The organism is Sphingomonas sp. CFBP 13733 (assembly GCF_014841795.1).
GTDB classification, from domain to species: Bacteria; Pseudomonadota; Alphaproteobacteria; order Sphingomonadales; family Sphingomonadaceae; genus Sphingomonas; species Sphingomonas aerolata.
The window spans coordinates 677,170-700,084 of the sequence record NZ_JACYUP010000002.1 but is presented as its reverse complement, the minus strand read 5'-3'; the positions used below and the strand labels follow the sequence as shown (position 1 = coordinate 700,084).

Genomic DNA, 22,915 nt, shown 5'->3' with positions numbered 1-22,915 from the left:
ATAGTGACCAAGCCCCCCCTGTCCCCCGGCCTGCGCATGGCGATCGATTATGGTCCGCTCGCGATCTTTTTCGCGGTGAACTTCCTCACCCCCGGCGCACCGATCGCGCGCGTGGTCACCGCGACAACCGCGTTCATCGTCGGGACGATCGTTGCGATGATCGTCTCGAAGGTAAAGGCGGGACATATCTCGCCGATGCTGTGGATGTCGGGTGCCCTGATCGTCGTATTCGGTGGCCTGACGATCTATTTCCATGACCAGCGCTTTATCCAGATGAAGCCCACAATCATCTACGCGATGTTCGCTGCCATCCTGACCTTCGGGCTGGTGACCGGACGCCCGCTGCTTCAGTCGCTGCTGGGCACCGCCTATCCAGGACTGACCGCCGAGGGCTGGCGCAAGCTCACGCGCAACTGGATGGTGTTCTTCGTGTTCATGGCAGTATTGAACGAAGTCGTCTGGCGGAACACCACGTGGGATTTCTGGGTCGGCTTCAAGCTCTGGGGCGCGATCCCGATGACGTTGATCTTCGCCTTTGCCAACATTCCGATGCTGCTGAAGCATGGATTGCAAACGGGCGACAAGGCCGTCACCGACCTGCCGCCCGAAGGGTAATTATAAACCGTCATCCCGGTAAGGCCGGGATGACGGTAACGGGATCGGCTCAGCCAGCGACCTTCGCGTAGCGCTCGCCGACGACGTCCCAGTTCACGATATCCCACCACGCCTTCAGATAGCCCGGACGATCATTCTTGTACGTCAGGTAATAGGCGTGCTCCCAGACGTCGTTGCCGAGCAGCGGCGTACCGGGCTCCTTGGCATCGTCCATCAACGGGTTGTCCTGATTCGGCGTGCTCGTGACCTTCAGCTTGCCGCTGTCATCGGCGATCAGCCATGCCCAGCCCGATCCGAACTGCCCCGCACCCTTGGTGTTGAACTCGTCCTTGAGCTTGTCGAGGCTACCGAAGTCGCGATCGATCGCTTCGGCGAGCTTGCCCGACGGCGCCTGCCCCGTCTTGGCTGCCATCGTCTTCCAGAAGAAGTCGTGGTTCCAGAAACCGCCGCCATTGTTGCGCACGAGCGGCGGCTGCGACGAGATCATGCCGAGGATATCCTCGATCGACTTGCCCGCGAGCGCGGAGTCCTTCTCGACGCCCTCGTTCAGCTTGGCCGTGTATGCCGCATGATGCTTGTCGTGATGAAACTTCATCGTTTCCTGATCGATCACGGGCTCGAGCGCGTCATAGGCGTAAGGCAGCGGGGGAAGTTCGAAAGCCATCAGGAGTCTCCTCAAAGACAATGGGTGAATGGGGTCGGACGTCAAACGCCCGCGGCCCCCAAATGGTCCCCGGACGGTCGTTACACAAGCGGACCGGACCTCGATCAGGCGCCGGCGTGCAACAGCTCGTGGCGCTTGAGGGCATGCCGCAGCTGGTCATAGCTGAGGCCGAGCGCCTCGGCGGTGGCGCGCTGGTTGAACCGATGCTCGGCCAGCGCACGCGACAGCAGGTCGCGCTCGAACCGGGACACGCGCGACTTGAAATCCGACGGCCCGTCCTCGCACGCGACGACCGGATCGTCGGCGTCATCGTCTGCCGCGTTACCAGTCCCGCCGGCAGACGGCGCCATCGCGGCCGGCGTCTGGACCGGCTTGCGGTCCGCAGCGCCCGGCCTGTGCGGCGACTGGAATGGATCGATCTCGATCGCATCGATCGGCCCCTCATGCTCCCAGCGATAGACCGCGCGTTCGACGACGTTACGCAACTCGCGGACATTGCCCGGCCAGTCATAGTCCGCCAGCGCAGCGCGTGCCGAGGGTCCGAACCCCTCCCACCGCTCGCGTCCGAGCTCGGACGCCATCCGTCGACCGAAATGGTCCGCCAGCACCATCACGTCGCCGGCGCGCGCTCGCAGCGGGGGCAGTGTGACGACCTCGAATGACAACCGATCGAGAAGGTCGGCGCGAAATTCATGCCGCATCACCTTGTCGGGCAGATGCTCGTTCGTCGCAGCCACGATCCGGACGTCAACGCGCAGCGGCCGCGATGAGCCGATCCGGGTGATCTCGCCATATTCGACGGCGCGCAGCAATCGGTCCTGCGCCGCCATCGACAGCGTGCCCAGCTCGTCAAGGAACAGGGTTCCACCATCTGCCTCCTCGAACCGCCCGACCCGTGCCTTGGTCGCACCGGTGAACGCGCCTGCCTCATGTCCGAACAATTCTGCCTCGATCAGCGTCTCGGGCAGCGCGGCGCAGTTCATGATCACGAGGGGCTGGTCCCAGCGCGGGCTCAGCCGGTGGAGCCGCTCGGCGACCAGTTCCTTGCCCGTGCCGCGTTCGCCGATCACGAGCACCGGTCGGTCGAGCGCCGCCGCGCGCGACGCACGTTCGAGCGCTCCCATGAACGCGCCGGACTGGCCGATGACCTGCGTTGTTCTCTCCATTGCCAAAGTGTGGCGGAAATTCCCAACGCATAGCAAGGAACAATCTGCCCGCTCGACGCCCTGCCGGCACAACCGCATGATTTCCGGGCTTTTCTAAAACTGGCACGACTGATGCAATGCTTTGAACAACCCGCCCAAAGGCGGAACTTACCATCGCCTCAAAGGGGACACATCATGATCAAGACCGACATCGTCCGCACCGTCGCCACGCTCGCCTGCACCTTCGTCGTCAGCGCCACCTTCATTCTTGCGGCGGTGGCGCCCGCACATCAGGCGCCCGCTACGCGACACACCGCAATCGTGGCATAAGGTTCGTCCGCCGCACGAAGACCCTGGAGTAGAATTTACATGGGCATTTTTTCCCGCACCCGCGACATCGTTGCCGCCAACTTCGCCGACCTCATCGAGAAGGCGGAGGATCCGGCCAAGATGATCCGGATGATCATCCTGGAGATGGAGGAAACGCTGGTCGAGGTTCGCGCTTCCGCCGCGCGCACCATCGCTGATCAGAAGGAGATGCGCCGCCATATCGCCAAGCTGGAACAGCTCCAGGAAAACTGGACCGAGAAGGCCGAGCTCGCGCTGAGCAAGGACCGCGAGGATCTTGCCAAGGCTGCACTGGTCGAACGCCAGAAGGCGTCCGACATGGCCGAGCAGCTCAAGGCGGAAGTCGGCGTCCTCGACGATGCACTCAGCGCGTCCGAGGCGGACATCGCCAAGCTGCAGACCAAATTGCGGGAGGCGCGGACCAAGCAGAATGCAGTGCAGACGCGGCTTGAAAGCGCGAACAACCGCACCCGGCTTCGCGAGATGTACAACGGCCCGAAGACGCACGAGGCTTTCAGCCGCTTCGACATTCTCGACCGCCGCGTCGACGAGGCCGAGGGTCGCGCCGACGCGATGGGGCTCGGTGTCGTCAAGACGCTAGAGGAGGAGATTGCCGAATTGCGCAGCAACGACAAGGTCGATGCCCAGCTCGCCGCGCTCAAGGCCCGCCTGAAGAAGGACGACTGAAATGGATTTCGAAGGACTCGTCGCCATTCTCGGCGCGCTCGTCGGGCTGCCCTGGCTGATCCTGCATTATGTCACCAAGTGGAAGACCGCACCCAAGATCACCGATGAGGACGAGCGACTGCTCGACGAGATGCAGCTTCTCGCCCGCCGGCTCGAGGACCGGGTGCTGACGGTCGAGCGGATCATTGCCGCCGACAATCCCGACTGGAAGCCGGGCCTCGGCACCAGCCAGTCGTCCTACCTGTCCGATCGTCAGGCTGAACGCCCGATCGACACCCGCTTTGAACGCAACATGGATCGGAGGAACTGAAATGTCCGCCAGCCGCACCCAATTCTACCTCGACAAGCAGAACGCCAAATGGAAGGGCGTCTGCGCCGGGATCGCCGACTATACCGGGATCGATGTACTCATCGTCCGCGTCTCGGTCGTCCTGCTGACGCTCGCGGGGGGCTTTCCCTGGACGCTGATCGCCTATTGGCTAGTCGCGTGGATGGGACAGCCCAAGCCGTTCGGGCTGTACGAAACGCCCGACGACGCGAAGTTCTGGCAAGGCGTCCGCTCGAACCCGAAGCGCTCGACCGCAGAGGTCCGCAGCAAGTTCCGCGACATCGATCGTCGTCTCGCCGACATCGAGACGCACTATACCAGCCGGAGCAGCAGCAGCCTCGCGGCAGAGATCGACAGCCTGCGCTGAGACGCGGCGTAGACGGGGAGAATGACGATGAATTGGGGTGGACCGGGTTTCGTCGTTGCGATCATCGCGATCACGACGGTGGGATGGGTGATCAACAACTGGATCCGCGCAAAGCATGGCTATGCGCTGGAGGATGAGTGGAGCGGGAAGACGCACCGGGTCGACCCGAAGGACGCCCGCAAGCTGGAACTGCTTTCCGGCGAGAACGAGCGCCTGACCGGTCAGGTTTCCCGTCTCGAAGAGCGGATTGCCGTTCTTGAGCGCATCGCCACCGATCCCGCGGAGCGTACCGCCCGCGAGATCGAGGCTCTCCGCCTCCAGCCGCGATAGAGGACGCCGCCATGATCAGCCCCCTGCTCATCCCCATCCTCGGCATATCCTGCGGCCTGCTCGCGATCTTCGGCGGCGTCTTCGTGAAGCCCTGGTTCGCCTATCGGCAGCGCCGGATGGAAATCGATGCCCAGCTCGTCGCTGAAAAGTCCGCGCAATATGCGGCACAGAATGAACGTCTCGAACAGCGCGTGAGGGTGCTGGAACGGATCGTCACCGACCGCGGGATCGGCCTGGCGGACGAGATCGACCTGCTCCGCGACGAGCGCCCCTTAAACTAATCCGTATTCAGGAGCTGACCGATGAATCCCTTCACGATGGTCGTCTGTATCGTTTTGATCGTGGCGGTCTCCCGCGTGCTCCGGGCGCGATACCATGCGCAAGGATCGCTCTCCGCCCCGGCGGATACCGCCGACACGCTGCGACTGCGCGACGAGGTGCGCCAGATGAAGGAGCGCATCCAGGTGCTCGAACGCGTCATCACCGACAACCACAAGAGCGTCGATCTCGACCGAGAGATCGAGCGGCTCCGCGACCGCTAGGAGGAGGCGGACATGACCGAACCGAACGTCTATATCACGCTCGCACTGACCAGCCTGGTGGCGCTGGCGATGATCGTCACCGCTGGACTCGCCGGCTGGCGCGGATGGCTGTCGCTCAGGCGCTTGGAGCTCGACCAGGCGCACGACACCGGCCTGCCCGTTGCGGTGTCGACCGGTGCGCGCATCGAGGTCGCCGACCTGAAGGAACGCATCAAGAAGCTGGAGGCGATCGCCGCCGGGGTCGACCTGTAGCGCGGCAATCGTGTCCCGCGACACGCGCAGCGGTTGCGGGCGAGATGACGCGGGAGTACCGCGACGCCATGCCCAAGCTAGCCGATATCCATGAGGAATATGACTTCCTCGAACCCGACGACCGCTACCGCCTGCTGATCGACCTCGGACGCGATCTCGAACCCATGCCCGATGCCCTGAAGACGGATGCGACGCTGGTTCGCGGCTGCTCGGCATCCGTGTGGGTCTATCCGATGAAGACCGACGACGGCCGGCTCCATTTCCTCGCGGACTCGAACGCCGCGATCACCAAGGGTATCATCGCGCTCGTCCTGCAAGCAGTGCAGGACCGACCGCCGGCGGCGATCGTCGCGACCGACATCGGTGCGGAACTGGCGCCGTTCGATCTCGGCAAGCAACTCAGTTCGAACCGGACGCAGGGAATCCCGAACATGATCGCGTTGATCCGCGAGACCGCCGAACGCTACGCCAGCTAGGCGGCCTTGAGGCCGTCTTCCACCCGGGAAGGGGACGGCGGAGCGGCATCACCCCCGCGCAGCGTCGTTACGATCTCGCCAGCGTCGGCGCCGGCGGGGACTAGCATCCACCGATCGGGCCTGGCCGCATCAATCATCACGACCGCATTCTTGGGGCATACCCCAAGACACTTGACTTCGACCACGCCGCGGTCGGCCTTGCGGCCTTTCTTAAACCCGAGCGTGGCGCGCAATAGCTTGGCGAGCGGCGTGCGGCGCTTGTCGCCGAACCCGCCTGCAAGCTTCTTCGAACATTTGCCGCAAACCATCACGCTGCCCTGCCAGCGGCTGGCCAGCACACGGATCACGCCGGCTTCCACGTCCGTGCATCCTCTGCGGCGCGCAGGACCTCGTAAGCGGCCTGAACACCCTGGAACCGCGTTGCTGCGTCCTTGTCGCCCGGACGCACATCGGGGTGATTGGCCTTGGCCATCCGCCGCCATGCGGCACGGACATCTTCGAACGTCGCATCGGGTTCGAGCTGCAGCACTTCAAGCGCACGCATCTCGTCGCGCGACCGACTGCCGTCGCCCGATCCCGCCCAGGCATAATGCTTCGGATCCGCATAGCCGTCCGCAGTGCGCGTCTCCGCCGCCTCGCGCTCGGCGGCTTCCTCGGCGCTCAGACCTTCGAAATAATTCCAGCCGCGATTATACTCGCCCGCATGCGTCATGCAGAAATACCAGCGGTCCGGGCTGTTGGGCGATTTCGGCGCCGGGCAATTGCCGGGTTCGTTGCAGCCGTGCCGGTCGCACAATCGTACCGTCACCGCTTCGCTGCTCGAGCCATAGCCGCGCCACCGCGGAAATCCCCAATCGGGTGTACGTGTCGTGCTTCGCGCCATAGCAGTTCGAGATAGGCGTCCCCACCGACAACGCAACCGCGTACCGCACCGCCAAACGATCAAGCCACGCGGCCGCACCTGCGGCCGGGACCGACATTGCGCCTTGAGTCAGGAGGCGTTCATCGCCTAATGAACATGAATAAATTGTCATCTGGCATAGGGTAAAGCGTCTGCTCCGGGCGCATCCCGGCCGACGTCGCGGCGACAGGAGCCCTGGTGCAAACTCTCATTCCGAAGCTAAGCACGTGGCGGGCCGATCTTCCCGCGTCGATTGTGGTCGCCCTTGTCGCCCTGCCCCTGTGTCTGGGCGTTGCGCTAGCGTCAGGTGCGCCACTGTTCGCGGGTGTCATCGCCGGGATCGTCGGCGGCATCGCCGTCGGGCTCTTCTCGAAATCTCCTTTGTCGGTCAGCGGACCGGCTGCAGGCTTGACCGTGATCGTCCTCGCGGCGATCGAAAGCATGCCGAGCTACCAGATGTTCCTGATGGCCGTCGTGCTGGCGGGCGTGCTTCAGATCGGCTTTTCGCTGACGCGCGCGGGTATCCTCAGCGAATTCGTGCCTTCCTCGGTGATCACCGGGATGCTGGCCGCGATCGGCCTGATCCTTATCCTCAAGCAGATTCCGCACGCGGTCGGCTTCGACCGCGAGGCCGAGGGGATCTTCGAATTCTCCACCGCCAACGGCGTCAACACCTTCTCGCGAATCATCGACAGCCTGAGCGCGAGCGTGACCCCCGGTGCGATCCTGATTGCCGGGATCAGCCTGGCATTCCTGTTCTGGTGGGACGGCGCGAAACCGAAGAATGGCCCGCTCCGGTTTGTCCCCGGCCCGCTCGTCGTCGTCCTGATCGGCGTGCTCGGCAACGCGCTGCTGGGCGCGGTCAAGCCTGATTGGCAGCTCCAGGCGACACATCTCGTCCAGGTACCCGTCACGCAGAAGCTTTCCGAATTTCCCACGCTGTTCACGCTCCCGGACTTTTCCGGCATCAGCATGGGCATTGTCTGGACGACTGCGGTTACGCTCGCAATCGTCGCGAGCTTGGAGTCGCTGCTCAGCGTGAAAGCGGTCGACGAGATCGATCCGCGCCGTCGCTCCACCGACAAGAACTGGGAGTTGCTCGCGCAGGGCGGGGGTAACATCCTGTCGGGCATGATCGGCGGGCTTCCCGTCACGTCGGTGATCGTCCGATCGTCCGCCAATGTCGACGCCAAGGCGGAGAGCAAGCTTTCGACCATGCTCCACGGCTTCTGGCTGCTGATCAGCGTTGCACTGATCCCGTCGCTGCTGAACCTGATCCCGCTCTCCGCGCTTGCCGCGGTGCTGATCGCGACCGGTTACAAGCTGACCAAGCCGAAGCTGTTTCTGGAACGCTACAAGCAGGGCTGGACGCAGTTCATCCCCTTCGTCGTCACGGTCGGCGCGATCCTGTTCACCGATTTGCTCGAGGGCATCGTGATTGGCATCGTTGTCGGCTTCGTGTTCGTCATTGCGCGCAACTTCCGTACCGCGATCACCTTTGCCTGCGATGGCGATGACTGCCTCGTCCGTGCGCGCCGCAACCTGTATTTCATCCACAAATATGAATTGCAGAAGTCGCTGAACCGCGTGCCCGACAATACGCAGGTGCTGATCGACCTGTCGTCGACCAGCTACGTCGACCTCGACAATATCGACATCATCAACGCGTTCATCAAAGGCGCGGAATATCGCGGTATCACCGTCAGCCTGCGCGGCGATATCGCCGGCAAGCGTGCTGCGTTGATCAACGCGCCATCGAGCGAGGTTCTGTACACATGAGACGCTACAAACAGCTGCTGCTCGCCAACAAGGCCTGGGTTGCAGAGCATACCGACGAGAATCCCGACTTCTTCAGCCGCCAGACGGTCGGCCAGAAGCCGGAATTCCTGTGGATTGGCTGCTCAGACAGCCGCGTCAGCCCCGAACAGATGACGATGACTCAGCCCGGCGGGATGTTCATTCATCGTAACATCGCCAATCTCGTCAACGAGCACGACCTCAACCTGATGTCGGTGCTGCAATATGCGGTCGACGTGCTAAAGGTAAAACATGTCATCGTCTGCGGCCATCACGGTTGCGGCGGCATCATGGGTACGCTGCAAGGTGGCCTGGACGGTCCCGTCGACGAGTGGCTCGACACTGCGCGCGAAGTGCTGCGCGATCACCGCGACGAGATCGATGCGCAGCCTACCCAGGAAGCGAAGGTCAACCGCTTCGTCGAGGTCAACGTCCGCGACCAGCTCGTTCGCCTCGCGCGTACCAAGACGGTGCAGGATGCATTCGCCAAGGGCCAAGAACTGGCGCTCCACGGCTGGGTGTACGACATGCGCGACGGCCACATCAAACCGCTGATGGAGATCGCCGCCGATACGGTTCTCGACGAGATCGGCCGGCCGGAGAAGGTGCTGGTGTGACGTCAGTCCCTCCCCCTACGGGGAGGGCAGAATCATCCCGGCATCTTGAACCGGACATTCTGGGAAAGCCCGCCGCAGCCGACACCGCCATCGGGGCGAAACGTCTTCGTATATCGGGCGCCCGCGACGGTCTGTGTGCCGGCCTTGGTGAAAACGAACGGCGGATAGCTGAGCACGGCGCGCTCGTTCAGCACCTTGCCGTCCGGCCCCACATCGAACTGTGTCCGGGTCCAGCCTTCAAATCCCCAGATGCGGGCCTCATCCGGGAACGTGCCGCCGGCCGAAAGGAATCGGGGCGGGGCATCGAGGATCGCGCACTGGCTGGCCGCCAGCCCCGACCGGTCGAACGTGGCACGTGCCGCCACCGGATCCCCCGCCTGCTGCTGTAGCGACGCCAGCCGGATCAGCGCACCGACACGCATCGGGTCGTTCGCTGCCAAACCCTTGTCGTCCGCGACCGCCTGTAACGGCGCCACACGCCGGCTTCGGCTTCTGGTCGAGTCCGCTATGAGCAGTTGCAGCGCCGATCGCGCTTGCGGATCCTGCGCATAACCGGGCTTCGACAGCAGCGGCGTGATAGCGCGGGCATAGGCACCCTGCTTCCAGCTATCAGCACTTTCAGTCTCACGCACACGGATGTCGAGCGGGAGCAGCGCGATCGGCGGGGCGCCGTTTGCCTGAGCAATAGCGAACGCCCGCTGCGCCAGCTCATGCGCCTCCTCACGACCCACGACCGCATTGCCGACGAGCTGGTACAAGGGTGGCAGCGTGGCGAGCGATGTCGGCCCCGACTTGCCCTCCGCCGCCGCGAGTGCGGCACGTTGCCCGACGATGGCGGCGGCATCCGCGCCACGTTCGCGTACCGGTATCGAAAACCCCTTGGACTCGAGCCAGGCCGCCATGTCCGCGTCGAGAAACTTGGTGATCGACGGCCGCTCGAACGCGGTCGAGCAGCGCATCTCGACGCGGATATTGTAGCGGAAGAACGCGGGAAAGGACTTGGTCTGCTCGGGCGTCCATGACCAGTCGCGGACGGCACGCGCAAATTCGAGCGCCACCGCGCCACCGCCTGCGGCATAGATGGGCGAGATGCCGCGTACCACGCCGTCATTGTCGATCGTGAATTCGACGACCGCCATGTCCGCAGGCCTCAGATCGGCCTCGCCACCGCAGGCGGGTACCTCCATCTGTACCGCCGGATCAAACTCCCCCTTGCTCAACCGGCCCGCGCCGGTCATCGCCATGTACCGGCGGGCCTCTTCGCTCTTGCCCGCCAACAGTGACGCGATCGCCGCATCTGACCGCGCGGAAACGTCGCGCGAATCGGTCTGCGACGTCATCCCGCCATAAAATTTGACCGCCTCAACCGCTTGCGTCCGCGCCTGTTCATACTGCCCCCGGTTCAGCGCCAGGATCGCGCGCCGCCGCGCGATCAGAGCCTTTACATCCGCATCGGCAGGCGCCGTCCGGACGAGCGCATCGACCTTCGCAAGGGCTGCATCCGCGGCGGCGGGATCAGTAAACGTCGTCGTGTCAGCTAGGGACAACAGCGCCGCGACCTTCAGCGACGCTCCGTCCGCCGCAGCGGCGGCGCTCGCAAACGAAACGCTCGCCCCCGCATAATCGAGCGCATTCTGCGCAATGAGGCCCAGATCAAAATAGGCCCGCCACCGATCCTCGGCGAGCGTCGCGTCGCTTGCAGGCAACAGGGCAAGGCCGTCGCGTGCCGCGGTCACCGCATCGTCTGAGCGATCGAGCTTGAACAGTGCCGCACTCTTGCGGATCAGCGCAATGCCCCGGCTCCGCGATCCCGGCTTAGTTCGTGCTTCAAGCGTCGTCCAGGCCGCAAGCGCAGCGGTACTGTCGCCCTTCGCATCCAGCGCCGCGGCCGCTTCGAAATCCTGCTGCACCGTGGTTGCGGGCCCCTGTGCCGCGACCTGCGCAGCGATCGCCGCCATCACGATGCCTGCACCCATCAGTCCTGCCCGGTCGATACGCATCACATCCCCCACGTCTTTCGGGCAGTCTGCATGCGATCAGGCGAGGATGCCAGAGGGTCTGTAAGCCGGGTTCTGTCCATTTCCGACCCTTCGGTCGAAAGTTGGGCGACCATTCCTCTAGGACGACGGTTGCCCGCCGCCTCAAGCAATCAACCCGGGTGACGAGCCGGAACGAAGCCCATGTGCCACCCCTATTCGATCTTGCTCCCGGTGGGGTTTGCCGTGCCGCCCCTGTTGCCAGGCGCGCGGTGCGCTCTTACCGCACCCTTTCACTCTGACCGCCCCGGCTTGCGCCGAGGGTTGGCCGTCTGCTCTCTGTGGCACTGTCCCTGGGGTCACCCCCGCCGGGCGTTACCCGGCACCGTCGTTCCGCGGAGCCCGGACTTTCCTCGCGGATGCCATTACAACACCCCCGCGGCCGCCCGACCCTCTGGCGCGCCGATCCCTAGTCGTCACCCATCGGTTTGGGAAGCAGCAAAGCGAGCAGGATGCACCGGCATTCGGCATCGATCTCGCCGTCTACAAGCTCGGGGCGAAACCGGCGTTGGAACGCCATGATCGCCGCCATCCGGTTCTCCACGTCATAGCCGAACCGTTCGAGCGCGAGGCAGAACCCGCCCTCCGTCCAGCCGGGATCCATCAGATTCTTGGTCGGCCGCGGCAGCGCCAGCCGTCGACGCGCAAGTTCGTGCCACGGGAACAGTTCACCCGGATCGCGCTTCCGCGTCGGCGCGATGTCGGAATGACCGACGATGTTACCCCGCGTGATCTCGTGGCGGTCCTTGATCTGCGCCACCAACGGCAGCAGCGCGGCGATCTGTTCGGGCGGGAACGGGCGATAGCCGAACTCATGCCCAGGATTGACGATCTCGATGCCGATGCTTGCCGAATTGACGTCCTCGATCCCGCGCCAGTGTGACCGTCCCGCGTGCCACGCCCGCTTGTCCTCGGCGACCATCCGCAGGACGGTACCGTCCTCCTCGATCAAATAATGCGCCGACACCTTCGCGTCCGGATCGCGCAGGCGGGCAATCGCGGACGGGCCGTCCTGCATGCCGGTATAGTGCAATACGATCATGCTGACAGGCAGCGTTCGGTCGTCGAAATTCGGTGACGGCGTCTCGATGATCGTCAAGCCAGCTTCCCCTCCAGCCGGTCCGCGCGTGCGGTCCGGATCGTGACGATCGCGACGCCGAGCATCGCTACGCCTCCGCCTGCAAGCATCAATAGCGTCAACGGGTTGCCGAAGTAATAGGCCGCGGCGAACACAGAGATAATTGGTGCGGCGAGCGTCATCGGCGTGACAACGCTAACCGAATGACGCTGCAACAGCCACGACATCGAGCCCTGGCCGATCACCGTCGATCCGATCGCGGAAAACGCCACCCAGCCGACCGTGCGGAGCGGCAGGTCAGGGATCGCGCGCATCGCTACGGGCTCGGTGATCATCGCGACGACCGCCATTACCAGGCTACCCATCAGCCCAACCCAGGCATAGATCGTCAGGACCGGCACGCCGACGAGCCGCCGCTGGATCAGCGAAGTGATCGCCCAGATCAGGCTTGCCAGCGCGGTCAGCGCCAGACCCGCGCCCTCGCGCGCCGCCGACGGATCGAAGACCAGCAGCACCACTCCCAGGATCGAAAGGCCGATCCCCAGCATCCGGGGCCAGTGGATCCGTTCGCGAAAGACGACGATCGCGAGCAGCAGCGCGAACGGGACGCCAAGCTGGCCCGCGATCGCCAAAGCGCCGATATTCGTCGCGACCGACAGCGACAGATTGATCACCAGATAGAAGATGCCGCCCGACAACAGTCCGAGCAGTGCCAGCGTCGCGGTCCGTCCCGGCACCAGCCGGAACCAGCTCGCGCAGACCGCAAACACGATGACCTGGCGCAGGAACCCGGCCGTCATCGGCGCGATTTCTGTCACCGCCATCTTCACGGCGATGATGTTGAGCCCCCACAGAACGTTCATCACGACGACGATCGCAAAGTCGCGCAGGCCGAACCGATGCGTCGCTGGAGGTGCGGCTTGGATCGTCATTCCCCAACGCTTGCCGGGATCGTGCCGCGATGTAAACTGCCGCAGCACTCTATCGCGGGATCACGGCGCGGACGAGCGAAGCCCCGGATCGGCAGGGTTTGACGACGGCGTTTCGTAGAAGCCGCGATAGCGCTGGCTCGGCTCGAACAACGGGGTCTGCCCGCTCACCGTCTCCCCCGCGCCCATGACGAACAGGCCGCCGGGCCGCAGCGTCCGTGCGATCGTCGAGAACACCCGCAATTTCGTCTCCGCCGTCAGGTACAACAGGACATTGCGGCACAGGACCAGGTCGAAACGTCCTGCCGGCGCCGCATCGGACACCAGATTTACCCGCCGAAACGTGACCAGCTTCACCAGCTCGGGCTTGGCGACCCAGTCCGCGCCGACACCGTCGAACCACCGCATCATCCGACGGATCGGCAACCCGCGCTGAATCTCGAACTGCGTGAAACGGCCCGACCGTGCGCGCGCGATTGCGGCGCCCGAAACGTCGGTCGCGATGATGTCCGGAACCGGCGCACCCGTCATCTCGTGCCGCTCGGCGAACAACATCGCCAGCGACAGCGGCTCCTGCCCGGTCGAACATCCCGCGCACCAGATCCGGATGCGATGACCGGCGGTCTCGGCATCCGCGATCGCCGCGACGAGGTGCTCGAAGACCTGCGCGTCCCGGTAGAAGGACGTTTCCTGGTTCAGCAGCGCGTCGACGATATGCTCGCCGATCTCCCGATCCTTTCCGGCCAGCAACTGCGCAACCAGATCATCCAGGCTGCCGAGCTGGCGTTCACGCAACAGCGGCTTGAGCGCTGTATCGAGGCGCCAGGAGCGATAGGCCGCGATCTGTTGTCCCGTCCGCGCTTCCAGCAGCGCGGTCAGCACGTTGATCGTCGCCTGGGAGGCCGCCGGGGTCGGTGAGGACGACGGAGCCGCGGTTGGCATGCTCCGCCCGCGCAACGCTGACGCGCCCATCATGGACGGCGCTGCGACGCGATGAGCCGCCCGATCGCCTCGGGGGGCAGTATCGCCGCCGCGACACCCGACGACACGACTGCGCCCGGCATGCCCCAGACAACCGACGTCGTCTGATCCTGAGCGATCACGCTGCCGCCGGCGTCGTGGACCTGTCGGGCCCCCTCCGCACCGTCGCGGCCCATGCCGCTCAGCATGATAGCCAGCGCGCGCGCGCCAAAGACTTGGGCGACCGATTCCAGCATCGGATCGACCGAGGGCAGGCAACCGCTGCCGACGACGCCCTGCCTGAGGCGGATCGCGGCACCGCCATCGCTCAGCCGTACGCAGGTCATGTGGGCGTCGCCGGGGGCGATGAACAGGCGGCCGGGGCGGATCCGCAGGCGGTCGGTCGCGACGTCGCACGGCCGGCCGGACAGGACCGTGAGTTGTGCCGCGAAATACGGCATGAACGACGCGGGCAAATGTTGCGTGATCAGGATCGGCAGCTGGAACGTGGAGGGCAACTCACGCAGCAACTGGCTCAGCGCGTGGATCCCGCCGGTCGATGCACCGATCGCGACGATGTCATAGGCGTCGCCGGCCGCGACGGAACGGCCCTGATCCGCAGCACCCCGGCCGCACAGCGGCTCAACCGCGGCCGTGACGTTGCGCGCGCTTCTCAGTCCCGACGCGCGGGTAGGCACGATCGCGGCCGGGGCTTCGCACAGGCGTTCGAGCTTTTCGACAAGTGCGGTTGCAAAGCGGCCAGACATGCCGCTGGCGCCCGGCTTCACCAGCGTTTCCGCCGCCCCCAGCGCGAGCGCCTGGACCGCTGCCGCACCGCCCTCATCGGCGGAGGAGGAGACGATCAGGATCTTGGCACCCTGCCCCGCGGCGATGAGGTCCGGCAGCGCGGTCAGCCCATCGACCCCCGGCATTTCGATATCGAGCAGGATGAAATCGACCTCGGCGGAGCGCAGGAACTCAAGTGCGGCTCCCGCATTGGCGACCGCGCCGACGACGGTGAACTGCGCGCTCGCGTCGATCAGCCGCGCCATCACCGCGCGGGCGACCACTGAATCATCGACGATCAGGACACGCGCGACGGCGGACAATGGCGACCGGGGCAGCGGCGGAAGGGGCAGCGAGGCGGCCACGGCGTCGTAAGACCCGCTCAGGCCATGCCGACGATTTGCAACTTCGATGCGAGGGTTTCGCGATCGAACGGCTTCATGACATATTCGTCGGCGCCAGCCTCGATCGCCGCGCGGATATAGGCCATGCCGTTCTCGGTCGTGCAGAAGACGACCTTGGGACGCTGCGTGATATCGCTGTCGCGCAGCGCTCGCAGGAAATCCATGCCGCTCATGACGGGCATGTTCCAGTCGAGCAGGATCACGTCCGGAACCGACTCCAGACAGCATTGGAGCGCCTCCTGGCCGTCACATGCCTCGCGAACGGTAAAATCAAGCGTCTCGAGGATGTGACGCGCAACCTTGCGGATCACCTTCGAATCATCAACGACAAGACAGGTCTTCATGGAAAGCCTTCCGGGGTGATCATGGCGCCCGCCTTAGCCGGCAAAGCGTAAGCACCGGGTTAAGCGTGCGCGCGTTGGCCGCTGTTCAGGCGACGAGCGCGGGCAAGGACGACGGCACCACCGCGGCCAAGTCGAGCACCAACATCGGCTCGCCATCGCGATCGACCAGTCCCGACGCCGCCGCCGCCCAGCCGTGGTTGAGCGCCAGCCCCGACGACAGCGGCAGCCGCTCGAACGGTGCGACATCCTCGAGTGAGTCGACCAGGATCGCATAGTCATGCCCGTCGACCTGCGTGATGACCGCGCGCCTGGCGGTTTCGGGCGTCGGCGCGAGGCCCAGTGCAGTGCCGGTATCGATCACCGTCACGACCCGACTGCGAAGCGCGGTCAGCCCGCGGATCGCCGCCTCCGCCTGCGGCACAGCGACGACATCACCGATATCGACGACCGAGCCAACCTGTTCTGCCGGAATCGCGACGCCGCGTCCGGCAATATGCGCGATCAGAAACAATTCCATCAGCGCGCTCCCCCACTCGTCACGGCGCGAATATATGGAGCTGAATCGTCCTGCGCCGCGCCGGCCTGCGCCGCGACCCGCCGCGCGAGTTCCTCGATCAGCGCCGGACGGTCATAGCGATAGATGCTGTGGTCCTGCGCACCCGCGCCCTCCCGATTGCGGCGCAGCGTGACGATCGGGGCGGCAACCGCCTCGACCGGTCCATCCTCCATCGCCAGCGCGACCGCAGGCGTCTCGCCCGCGGCAAGGCGTGTCACACACCGATAGCCCGACGCCTCGAGCGCGGGTTTGAGGAACGTCTCCATCCACCCGCTGCTGTCGCTCTGCAACAGGCAGACCGGGCGCGAGGCGCGCCGGACCGGCTCGCCCGCGAACAACGCGTGCGGATCGATCAGCTCGACCTGCTCACCGCCGATGATCACGACGCCCGCGATCGGCCCGCCGCCATTAGCCGGCGCCATTTCGGGCGGCAATTCGACGATCTCGATCGCCTCCGCGATCGCATAGGCCATCTCGCTGTCGCCATCGGTCAGACGGAGTACGGCGACCTCTTCCCGGTCGCCGATCGTGCCCACCGAATGCAACGGCACGATCGCCCCGCCGATCGCGAGACGCAGCGCGCCCGCCGTAAAGCTGATCGCCGACGTCGCCACCGGTTCGACCCGGTCGATCACCGCCAGCGCGATCACGCGGCGCTTGCCGTCCAGATCGTCGAACAGCAGCGCCTGTACGCCGGCAACGCTGTCCGCCGCCGCCTCGTCGTGCGCGACCGCGAGGGCGGAAAACCGCAGCCCTGCGACATGCGCGATCCCCGCTCCGTCGAGCAGCAGCATCGGCAGGCCACTGTCGGGCAGCGTCTGGCCGGCATAGACGCCGGTCGCCATCACGTGCGGCGAGGCAGGTTTGACGACCAGTTCCTCCGCGTCGAGCACATCGTCGACGCCGAGCGCATAATCGCCTTCGCGGGTCGACACGATCACGAGCGTGCCCGGGTCATGGTCGCCCAGCCCGAACAGCGCGGCCAGCGAGACCAGCGGCATCCGCCGTCCCCGGACCGCGACGGCAGATGCATCTCCGATCGTGTCGATCCGCACCTGCGTTCCACGTACCCTGACGATCTCCTCGATCGACTGCCGCGCCAGCGCGAAACGCTGCGTCCCCACGCTGACGATGATCGTCGACAGGATCGATAGCGTCAGCGGCACGTGAATGACGATCCGCAACCCGCGGCCGGGCATGTTGCACAGTGCGATGCGTCCGCCGATATGCTCGATATTGGCGCGCACGACATCCATGCCGACGCCGCGTCCCGAGACTGTCGTGACCGTGTCGCGGCTCGACAGTCCCGCTTCGAATACGAGATCGAGCTTTGCGTCCTCATCCATCGCGCCGATCTGCGCTTCGGTACGCACGGCCTGGTCCTTGGCCTTGCTGACGATCCGCGCAACGTCGATGCCACGTCCGTCGTCGCTGATCTCGACGAGGATCTGGTTGCCCGACTGGCGTGCGGACACGACGAGTCGCCCCGCCGCGGGCTTGCCCGCGGCCAGACGGTCGGCCGGCGACTCGATCCCGTGATCGACGGCGTTGCGGATGATATGTGCCAGCGGATCGCGGATCAGCTCGATCAGTTCGCGGTCGAGCTCGACGTCAGAGCCCTCGATCACCAGGTTGACCGCCTTGCCCAGTTCCGCGCTGGTATCGCGGACCATGCGCGGCAGCGCCGAGAACAGCGCATCGATCTTCTGCATCCGGGTCCGCGTCACCGTGTCTCGCATATCGGCGACGGTCAGCGAAAGCCGTTCGAGCGCAGCTTCGACATGCGGATCGCTGACGTTATCTCGCAATCGCCGCGCCAGTTCGTTGCGCGCGAGCACCATGTCGGACATGCCGCTCATCATCCGGTCGAGCAGATCGACGTTCAGACGGACACTGCGGTTGCTGGCCCGCACGGTTGCGACATGTACGGGCACAGCCGCCGGCGTGGCGTCCTCCGCCAGCGCCGTTATCAGCAGTTCCTCGCTTGCATCATCCAGCGCCGCGCCGGCATCGATCGCCTCGACGATCTCGCCGATCCGGTCGACGATCGCGAGCACGGCATTCACCAGCGCGGTGTCGGGCACCCGCTTGTTGTCCCGAACCGCCGCAAGCACGTCTTCAGCGGCGTGGCTCAGCCGGGCCAGCCGGGGGATGTCGAGAAACCCACAGCTGCCCTTCACCGTGTGAACGAAGCGGAAGATTGCATCGAGCCGCGCGCGATCCGTCGGCGCAGCCTCCCAGGCGACAATCTCGCCCGACAGTGCCTCCAGCGTCTCGCGCGTCTCGGCTATGAATTCCTGTAGAAGATCGTCCATGCGGGCCCCGGAACGCGTGCGTCGGGCCCGTCATGACGAACAGGGGTTAAGGCCGCGTTAGGATCGCTCCTCCCCCACCGCACCACCGTATCCAGCCAAGTTATCGCGCGTTGAACACCGCACCGAAGATCATGACGCCGTCGGACGGTTCGAAGATCTGCATGCTGCCCCCGCTCTCGGCGACGAGCGTGTGCACCATATAGGCGGCGGCCGCGCGCGGCGTTACCGCCGTATCGCCAGGACCGTCGACCAGCGTCCGACGTATCTCGGGGTCCAGGACGAGCCGCGGCCCCTCGACTTTCACAACCACCTCGAGATGGCCGGCATTGTCCTCGCCGCCAACCTCCATCCGGCCGCCGCGCACCAGCGATTCGCTGCCGATCAGCACCAAGTTGAGCAGGACCTTGATCGCGGCCTTGGGCATCGTTTCCTCGTCCACGAGCCAGGCGAGCTCGATCCGCTTGTTCTCGGCGATGAGCCCTTCGATCGCGGACTTGGCCTCGCGGGTTGCGACCTCCTCGCCGAAGCCCCCCGCAGCACCGAAGGCCAGGCGAAAGAATTTCAGCTTGCTCGCCGATGCGCGTGCGCTGTCCGCCAGCAGCTCCATGCACCGCGCACGCATTGCCGGATCGGTTTCGTCTGCCAGCAGTTCGAGCCCGTTGTTGAGCGCGCCGACCGGCGACAGCAGGTCGTGACACAGCCGCGAACACAACAGGCTGGCAAAATCGACCGGGCTGACAGTCATGAATATCCTCTCGAAAACATGTGCCGTTCTGACCTCGCCACGATTAGCTGGCAAGCGGCAAGGCGCATAGGCGGCGCTTCACACTCGATGCTCGACGGATCACGTCAATTCAGCACAATGGCAACCTCGGCAAATGCGTTGGGGGCGTGAGAGCGCCAAGCGCGGGCTTGCCTGCCGCCAATGATCAGCCAGATCGCTCCGTCGCCCATCGCCTGCGCGGCGTCGCGCGGCGACGGCACGGGTTTGCCCGTGGGATGCGAGTGGTAATGGCCGATGACCGCGGGGCCGCCGTGGCGCGCGCGACGATGCGCGGCCAGCAGCGCTGCAGGATCGATTTCGAAGCTGTGGGCGGGATGGTCCGCGACATTCTCGCAAGGCTCTGCCGTCGCGATGGCACCCGGCGTACCGAACAGCAGTCCGCAAACCTCCTTCGCCGGCGATGCCGCCGCCCGTGCAAGGATCCGATCGAGGACGCCGCTTGAAATCGTAACGCTCATCGCCACATCGCTATCGCATGGACCGGGGGGTTGCCACGATTGAAGCGAGAATTGCCGCGGCGGCCGATGGATGGCGTCTGGACCGCGCGCTCGCGGATGCCGTCCCGACGATGTCGCGCGAACGTCTGAAGACGTTGATCGCCGCTGGCGCGGTATCGCAGGCAGGTCAGCCCTGGCGTGATTCGTCGAAAAAGGCGTCTGCCGGTCAGACCTTCGCGATCGCCGTGCCGCCACCGACGCCGCTGCATAACGAGGCGCAGGACATCCCGCTCGTCATCGCCTATGAAGACGAGCATCTGATCGTCGTCGACAAGCAGGCGGGTCTGGTCGTGCATCCTGCAGCAGGTAATTTCGACGGCACGCTCGTCAACGCGCTGCTTCACCATTGCGCGGGCAATCTGTCGGGGATCGGTGGGGTCGCGCGTCCGGGCATCGTCCACCGGATCGACAAGGATACCTCCGGGTTGATGATCGCCGCGAAGAGCGACCGCGCGCACGAGGGACTGGCCAAGCAGTTCCACGATCACAGCATCGACCGTCGTTACCGCGCGATCGTCGGCGGGATCCCGCGCCCTGCCTCAGGGACCGTCGATGCCCCGCTGGCGCGCAGTCCGCAAAACCGGAAGAAGATCGCCATCGTCCAGGGCGGCAAACGCGCCGTCACGCATTTCACGACGCTGCAGCCGCTTCGCGATGCCGCGCTGGTCGAGTGCCGGCTCGAAACGGGTCGCACGCATCAGGTGCGCGTCCACATGGCCTCGATCGGGCACGCCTTGCTCGGCGACCCGGTCTACGGTAGAAACCGGCCCGGTCAGAAGACGCTGCTCGAAACGCTTGGTTTCCGCCGTCAGGCCTTGCACGCCGCGTATCTCGGGTTCATCCATCCTATAAATAGTAACGCTTTGGCGTTCGAAAGCAGGATGCCTGCGGACATGCAGGAACTGTTCAGCGAGCTTCACGTATAGATATCGGACCCTGCCGCAGTGCGGTATGGTTTCGCAGAAAGGGAAGACTACCATGGCAGCCCGCTCCAACGTTCCAGCGACGATCCCTGCGCTCGGCAGCGAGGCGGGTCTCAATCGCTATCTCGCCGAGATCAAGAAATTTCCCATCCTGCAACCCGAGCAGGAATATATGCTCGCCAAGCGGTTCCAGGAGCATGGCGACACCGATGCTGCGGCGCAGCTGGTGACGTCGCATCTCCGTCTCGTGGCGAAGATCGCCATGGGCTATCGTGGTTACGGCCTGCCCACGTCCGAGTTGATCTCGGAGGGCAATATCGGCCTGATGCAGGGCGTGAAGAAATTTGAGCCGGAGCGCGGCTTCCGCCTCGCGACCTATGCGATGTGGTGGATCCGCGCGTCGATCCAGGAATATATCCTGCGCAGCTGGTCGCTTGTGAAGATGGGCACCACCGCAGCGCAGAAAAAGCTGTTCTTTAATCTGCGCCGGATGAAGAGCCGCCTCGATGCATTCGAGGACGGTGATCTGCGCCCTGAGCACGTGACGAAGATCGCGACCGATCTCGGTGTTGCCGAGACTGACGTCGTCAGCATGAACCGCCGCATGGCGATGGGCGGTGACACCTCGCTCAACGTGCCGATGCGCGAGGACGGCGAAGGCCAGTGGCAGGATTGGCTGCAGGACGACGCACCGCTCCAGGACAAGATCGTCGCCGACGCACAGGAGGCCGATGTCCGTCACTCGATGCTGGTTTCCGCGATGGACGACCTGAATGATCGCGAGCAGCATATCCTCACCGAACGCCGCCTGACCGACGATCCCAAGACGCTCGAGGAATTGTCGCAGGTCTACGGCGTATCGCGCGAACGCGTCCGCCAGATCGAGGTACGCGCGTTCGAGAAGCTGCAAAAGGCGATGATGCGCATCGCCGGCGAAAAGCGCCTGCTCGCCGCCTGACGCCGTGCGCGCCGTCGTCATCGGCGGCGGTGCGGCCGGTATTGCGGCGGCGCGAACGCTGCATGACGCCGCGCATGATGTGTTGCTGGTCGAGGCGAGTGACCGTCTTGGTGGTCGGGCGCATAGTCTATCGATAGACGCGTTACTAACCCGCGAGGGCAGTAAGGCAGAGGCGAATCCTTTCCCTGCGGGGTCTAATGTCGATGCCGGTTGCGGGTGGCTCCACTCCGCGCAGCGCAACCCATGGACCGCGATTGCGGAGCTTTCGGGTTTCAGCGTCGACCGGTCGGACGCGAACTGGCGCACGCAATGGCGTAACCTCAGTTTTTCACCCGAAGAGCAGGCGTCTTCGTCTACCGCCTATCAGGAATGGAACGCCCGCGCATTGGCGGCAGTCGAAGGTCCCGACCGCGCCCTGTCCGAGTTTGTCGGTGTGAACGATCCGTGGCGGTCGAGGATCGACGCGATCTCCGGCTATGCGAATGGCGCGAACCTGTCGCAGGTGTCGCTCCATGACTGGGCCGCGTATGAAAATGCGGCGTCGGACCATAATTGGACCGTGAAGCAAGGCTATGGCACGCTGGTCACCAGTCATGCTGCCGGTCTTCCGATCCGCCTCTCCACCCCGGTCACCCGTATCGACCATGGCGGTCGGCGGATCAGGCTCGACACGCCGTCCGGGACGATCGACGCGGATCATGTCATCGTCTGCGTGCCCACCACCGTGCTTGCCCGATCGCAGATCAGGTTCGACCCGCCCTTGCCTGACAAGCATGCCGCCGCCGCCGACCTCCCACTCGGGCTGGCAGACAAGGTGTTCCTGCATGTCGATCGACCGGAATGGCCTGCGAATGCGCATCTCGTCGGCAACCCCTATGCCGCGTGCACCGCCAGCCACCGGCTGTCGCCGTTCGGCTGGCCGATCATCGAGAGTTTCTTCGGCGGCGACTGCGCGGAGATGCTGGAGGATGGCGACGCCGCGACGTTCGCGATCGATGAGCTGGTCGCCCTGCTCGGGAGCGACTGGCGCCGGCGCTTCACGCCGCTTGCCGCGACGCGCTGGCGCCGAGAGCCGTGGATCGGCGGTAGCTATAGCCATGCGCGGATCGGGTGCGCGGGCCAGCGTGCGGTGCTCGCCGAGCCGGTCGACGGCCGGATCTTCTTCGCCGGCGAGGCCTGTCACCGTGAGGATTTCTCTACGGCGCACGGTGCGTATGAGACCGGTGTCGCGGCGGCGCGGGCGATCATTGGCGGGGACGCGGTGATCGCATAAGGA

At 65.0% G+C, this 22,915-nt stretch carries 29 protein-coding genes and 1 other RNA gene; 15 read left to right on the top strand and 15 right to left on the bottom strand.

From position 1 onward, the window contains the following. The first annotated feature begins 3 nt into the window (after positions 1 to 3). On the top strand, positions 4 to 615 hold the full coding sequence (locus IFT71_RS07540) for a septation protein A (RefSeq protein WP_342212616.1): 612 nt from the start codon (positions 4 to 6) through the stop codon (positions 613 to 615). 49 nt (positions 616 to 664) lie between these two features. Here the strand turns inward: IFT71_RS07540 and IFT71_RS07535 are convergent, their stop codons facing one another. Together IFT71_RS07535 and pspF are read right to left on the bottom strand one after the other, a co-directional pair. Beyond that, the gene (locus IFT71_RS07535; RefSeq protein ID WP_031396332.1) at positions 665 to 1,279 is read right to left on the bottom strand and encodes a superoxide dismutase; all 615 of its coding nucleotides are present in this window, start codon (positions 1,277 to 1,279) and stop codon (positions 665 to 667) included. 104 nt (positions 1,280 to 1,383) lie between these two features. Continuing rightward, entirely contained in the window at positions 1,384 to 2,445 is a 1,062-nt protein-coding gene (gene pspF / locus IFT71_RS07530; protein ID WP_192139959.1) for a phage shock protein operon transcriptional activator, read from the bottom strand. A gap of 174 nt (positions 2,446 to 2,619) precedes the next feature. Between pspF and IFT71_RS21695 the strand changes: the two genes are divergently transcribed. From IFT71_RS21695 to IFT71_RS07490, 9 genes are all read left to right on the top strand, one after another. Then, complete coding sequence (locus IFT71_RS21695) at positions 2,620 to 2,754, top strand: hypothetical protein (RefSeq protein ID WP_260171278.1); 135 nt, start codon at positions 2,620 to 2,622, stop codon at positions 2,752 to 2,754. A 39-nt stretch (positions 2,755 to 2,793) separates the two neighbouring features. Next, positions 2,794 to 3,459, top strand: a complete 666-nt coding sequence (gene pspA / locus IFT71_RS07525; protein WP_031396334.1) for a phage shock protein PspA — start codon at positions 2,794 to 2,796, stop codon at positions 3,457 to 3,459. A 1-nt stretch (position 3,460) separates the two neighbouring features. Further along, on the top strand, positions 3,461 to 3,769 hold the full coding sequence (gene pspB / locus IFT71_RS07520) for an envelope stress response membrane protein PspB (RefSeq protein WP_192139957.1): 309 nt from the start codon (positions 3,461 to 3,463) through the stop codon (positions 3,767 to 3,769). 1 nt (position 3,770) lies between these two features. Further along, positions 3,771 to 4,154, top strand: a complete 384-nt coding sequence (gene pspC, locus IFT71_RS07515) for an envelope stress response membrane protein PspC (protein WP_031396336.1) — start codon at positions 3,771 to 3,773, stop codon at positions 4,152 to 4,154. Positions 4,155 to 4,181: 27 nt separating this feature from the next. Beyond that, positions 4,182 to 4,484, top strand: a complete 303-nt coding sequence (locus tag IFT71_RS07510) for a hypothetical protein (protein ID WP_192070161.1) — start codon at positions 4,182 to 4,184, stop codon at positions 4,482 to 4,484. Between the two features lie 11 nt (positions 4,485 to 4,495). After that, positions 4,496 to 4,765: a hypothetical protein gene (locus IFT71_RS07505; RefSeq protein ID WP_031396338.1), complete on the top strand. Its 270-nt coding sequence runs from the start codon at positions 4,496 to 4,498 to the stop codon at positions 4,763 to 4,765. 21 nt (positions 4,766 to 4,786) lie between these two features. Continuing rightward, positions 4,787 to 5,026, top strand: a complete 240-nt coding sequence (locus IFT71_RS07500) for a hypothetical protein (RefSeq protein WP_031396339.1) — start codon at positions 4,787 to 4,789, stop codon at positions 5,024 to 5,026. 12 nt (positions 5,027 to 5,038) lie between these two features. Further along, on the top strand, positions 5,039 to 5,278 hold the full coding sequence (locus IFT71_RS07495) for a hypothetical protein (protein ID WP_192139955.1): 240 nt from the start codon (positions 5,039 to 5,041) through the stop codon (positions 5,276 to 5,278). Positions 5,279 to 5,346: 68 nt separating this feature from the next. Then, positions 5,347 to 5,754 (top strand): SufE family protein, encoded by a 408-nt coding sequence (locus IFT71_RS07490; protein WP_107932859.1) that lies wholly within the window; start codon positions 5,347 to 5,349, stop codon positions 5,752 to 5,754. Here IFT71_RS07490 and IFT71_RS07485 read toward each other — a convergent pair. Both IFT71_RS07485 and IFT71_RS07480 read right to left on the bottom strand, forming a co-directional pair. Continuing rightward, on the bottom strand, positions 5,751 to 6,101 hold the full coding sequence (locus IFT71_RS07485; RefSeq protein ID WP_342212615.1) for a (2Fe-2S) ferredoxin domain-containing protein: 351 nt from the start codon (positions 6,099 to 6,101) through the stop codon (positions 5,751 to 5,753). The genes IFT71_RS07490 and IFT71_RS07485 overlap by 4 nt on opposite strands. After that, a complete protein-coding gene (locus tag IFT71_RS07480; RefSeq protein ID WP_031439670.1) occupies positions 6,098 to 6,637 on the bottom strand; it encodes a J domain-containing protein in 540 nt (179 codons plus the stop codon). The genes IFT71_RS07485 and IFT71_RS07480 overlap by 4 nt, the downstream gene beginning before the upstream one ends. A 216-nt stretch (positions 6,638 to 6,853) precedes the next feature. Here IFT71_RS07480 and IFT71_RS07475 point away from each other — a divergent pair, with 216 nt between their 5' ends. Together IFT71_RS07475 and IFT71_RS07470 are read left to right on the top strand one after the other, a co-directional pair. After that, on the top strand, positions 6,854 to 8,434 hold the full coding sequence (locus tag IFT71_RS07475) for a SulP family inorganic anion transporter (RefSeq protein ID WP_051916675.1): 1,581 nt from the start codon (positions 6,854 to 6,856) through the stop codon (positions 8,432 to 8,434). Further along, positions 8,431 to 9,069, top strand: coding sequence for a carbonic anhydrase (locus IFT71_RS07470; protein ID WP_192139953.1), 639 nt, complete (start codon positions 8,431 to 8,433; stop codon positions 9,067 to 9,069). The genes IFT71_RS07475 and IFT71_RS07470 overlap by 4 nt, the downstream gene beginning before the upstream one ends. Before the next feature lie 32 nt (positions 9,070 to 9,101). Here IFT71_RS07470 and IFT71_RS07465 read toward each other — a convergent pair whose 3' ends face one another. The 11 genes from IFT71_RS07465 to IFT71_RS07415 form a co-directional block, all read right to left on the bottom strand. Then, a complete protein-coding gene (locus tag IFT71_RS07465) occupies positions 9,102 to 11,069 on the bottom strand; it encodes a hypothetical protein (protein WP_192139951.1) in 1,968 nt (655 codons plus the stop codon). A gap of 45 nt (positions 11,070 to 11,114) precedes the next feature. Beyond that, positions 11,115 to 11,503, bottom strand: an RNA gene (rnpB, locus tag IFT71_RS07460) — RNase P RNA component class A. 11 nt (positions 11,504 to 11,514) lie between these two features. Continuing rightward, a complete protein-coding gene (locus IFT71_RS07455; protein WP_081874152.1) occupies positions 11,515 to 12,147 on the bottom strand; it encodes an N-acetylmuramoyl-L-alanine amidase in 633 nt (210 codons plus the stop codon). A 53-nt stretch (positions 12,148 to 12,200) separates the two neighbouring features. Further along, positions 12,201 to 13,115 (bottom strand): DMT family transporter, encoded by a 915-nt coding sequence (locus tag IFT71_RS07450; protein WP_031439674.1) that lies wholly within the window; start codon positions 13,113 to 13,115, stop codon positions 12,201 to 12,203. A 60-nt stretch (positions 13,116 to 13,175) separates the two neighbouring features. Then, positions 13,176 to 14,054, bottom strand: coding sequence for a CheR family methyltransferase (locus IFT71_RS07445; RefSeq protein ID WP_244654796.1), 879 nt, complete (start codon positions 14,052 to 14,054; stop codon positions 13,176 to 13,178). A 29-nt stretch (positions 14,055 to 14,083) separates the two neighbouring features. Then, positions 14,084 to 15,223, bottom strand: coding sequence for a chemotaxis-specific protein-glutamate methyltransferase CheB (cheB, locus tag IFT71_RS07440; protein ID WP_342212614.1), 1,140 nt, complete (start codon positions 15,221 to 15,223; stop codon positions 14,084 to 14,086). 17 nt (positions 15,224 to 15,240) lie between these two features. Next, a complete protein-coding gene (locus tag IFT71_RS07435; protein ID WP_031396352.1) occupies positions 15,241 to 15,606 on the bottom strand; it encodes a response regulator in 366 nt (121 codons plus the stop codon). Between the two features lie 85 nt (positions 15,607 to 15,691). Continuing rightward, entirely contained in the window at positions 15,692 to 16,123 is a 432-nt protein-coding gene (locus IFT71_RS07430) for a chemotaxis protein CheW (protein WP_031396353.1), read from the bottom strand. Continuing rightward, complete coding sequence (locus tag IFT71_RS07425; RefSeq protein ID WP_192139947.1) at positions 16,123 to 18,477, bottom strand: chemotaxis protein CheA; 2,355 nt, start codon at positions 18,475 to 18,477, stop codon at positions 16,123 to 16,125. The genes IFT71_RS07430 and IFT71_RS07425 overlap by 1 nt, the downstream gene beginning before the upstream one ends. Before the next feature lie 100 nt (positions 18,478 to 18,577). Continuing rightward, a complete protein-coding gene (locus IFT71_RS07420; RefSeq protein WP_192139945.1) occupies positions 18,578 to 19,222 on the bottom strand; it encodes a histidine phosphotransferase family protein in 645 nt (214 codons plus the stop codon). A gap of 104 nt (positions 19,223 to 19,326) precedes the next feature. Then, positions 19,327 to 19,719 (bottom strand): Mov34/MPN/PAD-1 family protein, encoded by a 393-nt coding sequence (locus tag IFT71_RS07415; RefSeq protein ID WP_192139943.1) that lies wholly within the window; start codon positions 19,717 to 19,719, stop codon positions 19,327 to 19,329. 17 nt (positions 19,720 to 19,736) lie between these two features. On the opposite strand from IFT71_RS07415, the gene IFT71_RS07410 reads away from it, so the two are divergent. From IFT71_RS07410 to IFT71_RS07400, 3 genes are read left to right on the top strand one after another with little or no spacing between them, the layout of a single operon-like run. Next, on the top strand, positions 19,737 to 20,684 hold the full coding sequence (locus tag IFT71_RS07410; protein ID WP_192139941.1) for an RluA family pseudouridine synthase: 948 nt from the start codon (positions 19,737 to 19,739) through the stop codon (positions 20,682 to 20,684). Positions 20,685 to 20,736: 52 nt separating this feature from the next. Further along, a complete protein-coding gene (gene rpoH / locus IFT71_RS07405; protein WP_031396358.1) occupies positions 20,737 to 21,639 on the top strand; it encodes an RNA polymerase sigma factor RpoH in 903 nt (300 codons plus the stop codon). 4 nt (positions 21,640 to 21,643) lie between these two features. Further along, positions 21,644 to 22,912 (top strand): FAD-dependent oxidoreductase, encoded by a 1,269-nt coding sequence (locus IFT71_RS07400; RefSeq protein WP_192139939.1) that lies wholly within the window; start codon positions 21,644 to 21,646, stop codon positions 22,910 to 22,912. The last annotated feature ends 3 nt before the right edge of the window (positions 22,913 to 22,915 follow it).

Bases quoted from the DNA above. Each gene is read 5' to 3' on its own strand.
- IFT71_RS07535 (WP_031396332.1), bottom strand. From the start codon at position 1,279: ATGGCTTTCGAACTTCCCCCGCTGCCTTACGCCTATGACGCGCTCGAG.
- pspF (WP_192139959.1), bottom strand. From the start codon at position 2,445: ATGGAGAGAACAACGCAGGTCATCGGCCAGTCCGGCGCGTTCATGGGA.
- IFT71_RS21695 (WP_260171278.1), top strand. From the start codon at position 2,620: ATGATCAAGACCGACATCGTCCGCACCGTCGCCACGCTCGCCTGCACC.
- pspA (WP_031396334.1), top strand. From the start codon at position 2,794: ATGGGCATTTTTTCCCGCACCCGCGACATCGTTGCCGCCAACTTCGCC.
- pspB (WP_192139957.1), top strand. From the start codon at position 3,461: ATGGATTTCGAAGGACTCGTCGCCATTCTCGGCGCGCTCGTCGGGCTG.
- pspC (WP_031396336.1), top strand. From the start codon at position 3,771: ATGTCCGCCAGCCGCACCCAATTCTACCTCGACAAGCAGAACGCCAAA.
- IFT71_RS07510 (WP_192070161.1), top strand. From the start codon at position 4,182: ATGAATTGGGGTGGACCGGGTTTCGTCGTTGCGATCATCGCGATCACG.
- IFT71_RS07505 (WP_031396338.1), top strand. From the start codon at position 4,496: ATGATCAGCCCCCTGCTCATCCCCATCCTCGGCATATCCTGCGGCCTG.
- IFT71_RS07500 (WP_031396339.1), top strand. From the start codon at position 4,787: ATGAATCCCTTCACGATGGTCGTCTGTATCGTTTTGATCGTGGCGGTC.
- IFT71_RS07495 (WP_192139955.1), top strand. From the start codon at position 5,039: ATGACCGAACCGAACGTCTATATCACGCTCGCACTGACCAGCCTGGTG.
- IFT71_RS07490 (WP_107932859.1), top strand. From the start codon at position 5,347: ATGCCCAAGCTAGCCGATATCCATGAGGAATATGACTTCCTCGAACCC.
- IFT71_RS07480 (WP_031439670.1), bottom strand. From the start codon at position 6,637: ATGGCGCGAAGCACGACACGTACACCCGATTGGGGATTTCCGCGGTGG.
- IFT71_RS07470 (WP_192139953.1), top strand. From the start codon at position 8,431: ATGAGACGCTACAAACAGCTGCTGCTCGCCAACAAGGCCTGGGTTGCA.
- IFT71_RS07465 (WP_192139951.1), bottom strand. From the start codon at position 11,069: ATGCGTATCGACCGGGCAGGACTGATGGGTGCAGGCATCGTGATGGCG.
- IFT71_RS07455 (WP_081874152.1), bottom strand. From the start codon at position 12,147: ATGATCGTATTGCACTATACCGGCATGCAGGACGGCCCGTCCGCGATT.
- IFT71_RS07450 (WP_031439674.1), bottom strand. From the start codon at position 13,115: ATGACGATCCAAGCCGCACCTCCAGCGACGCATCGGTTCGGCCTGCGC.
- IFT71_RS07445 (WP_244654796.1), bottom strand. From the start codon at position 14,054: ATGCCAACCGCGGCTCCGTCGTCCTCACCGACCCCGGCGGCCTCCCAG.
- IFT71_RS07435 (WP_031396352.1), bottom strand. From the start codon at position 15,606: ATGAAGACCTGTCTTGTCGTTGATGATTCGAAGGTGATCCGCAAGGTT.
- IFT71_RS07430 (WP_031396353.1), bottom strand. From the start codon at position 16,123: ATGGAATTGTTTCTGATCGCGCATATTGCCGGACGCGGCGTCGCGATT.
- IFT71_RS07425 (WP_192139947.1), bottom strand. From the start codon at position 18,477: ATGGACGATCTTCTACAGGAATTCATAGCCGAGACGCGCGAGACGCTG.
- IFT71_RS07420 (WP_192139945.1), bottom strand. From the start codon at position 19,222: ATGACTGTCAGCCCGGTCGATTTTGCCAGCCTGTTGTGTTCGCGGCTG.
- IFT71_RS07415 (WP_192139943.1), bottom strand. From the start codon at position 19,719: ATGAGCGTTACGATTTCAAGCGGCGTCCTCGATCGGATCCTTGCACGG.
- IFT71_RS07410 (WP_192139941.1), top strand. From the start codon at position 19,737: ATGGACCGGGGGGTTGCCACGATTGAAGCGAGAATTGCCGCGGCGGCC.
- rpoH (WP_031396358.1), top strand. From the start codon at position 20,737: ATGGCAGCCCGCTCCAACGTTCCAGCGACGATCCCTGCGCTCGGCAGC.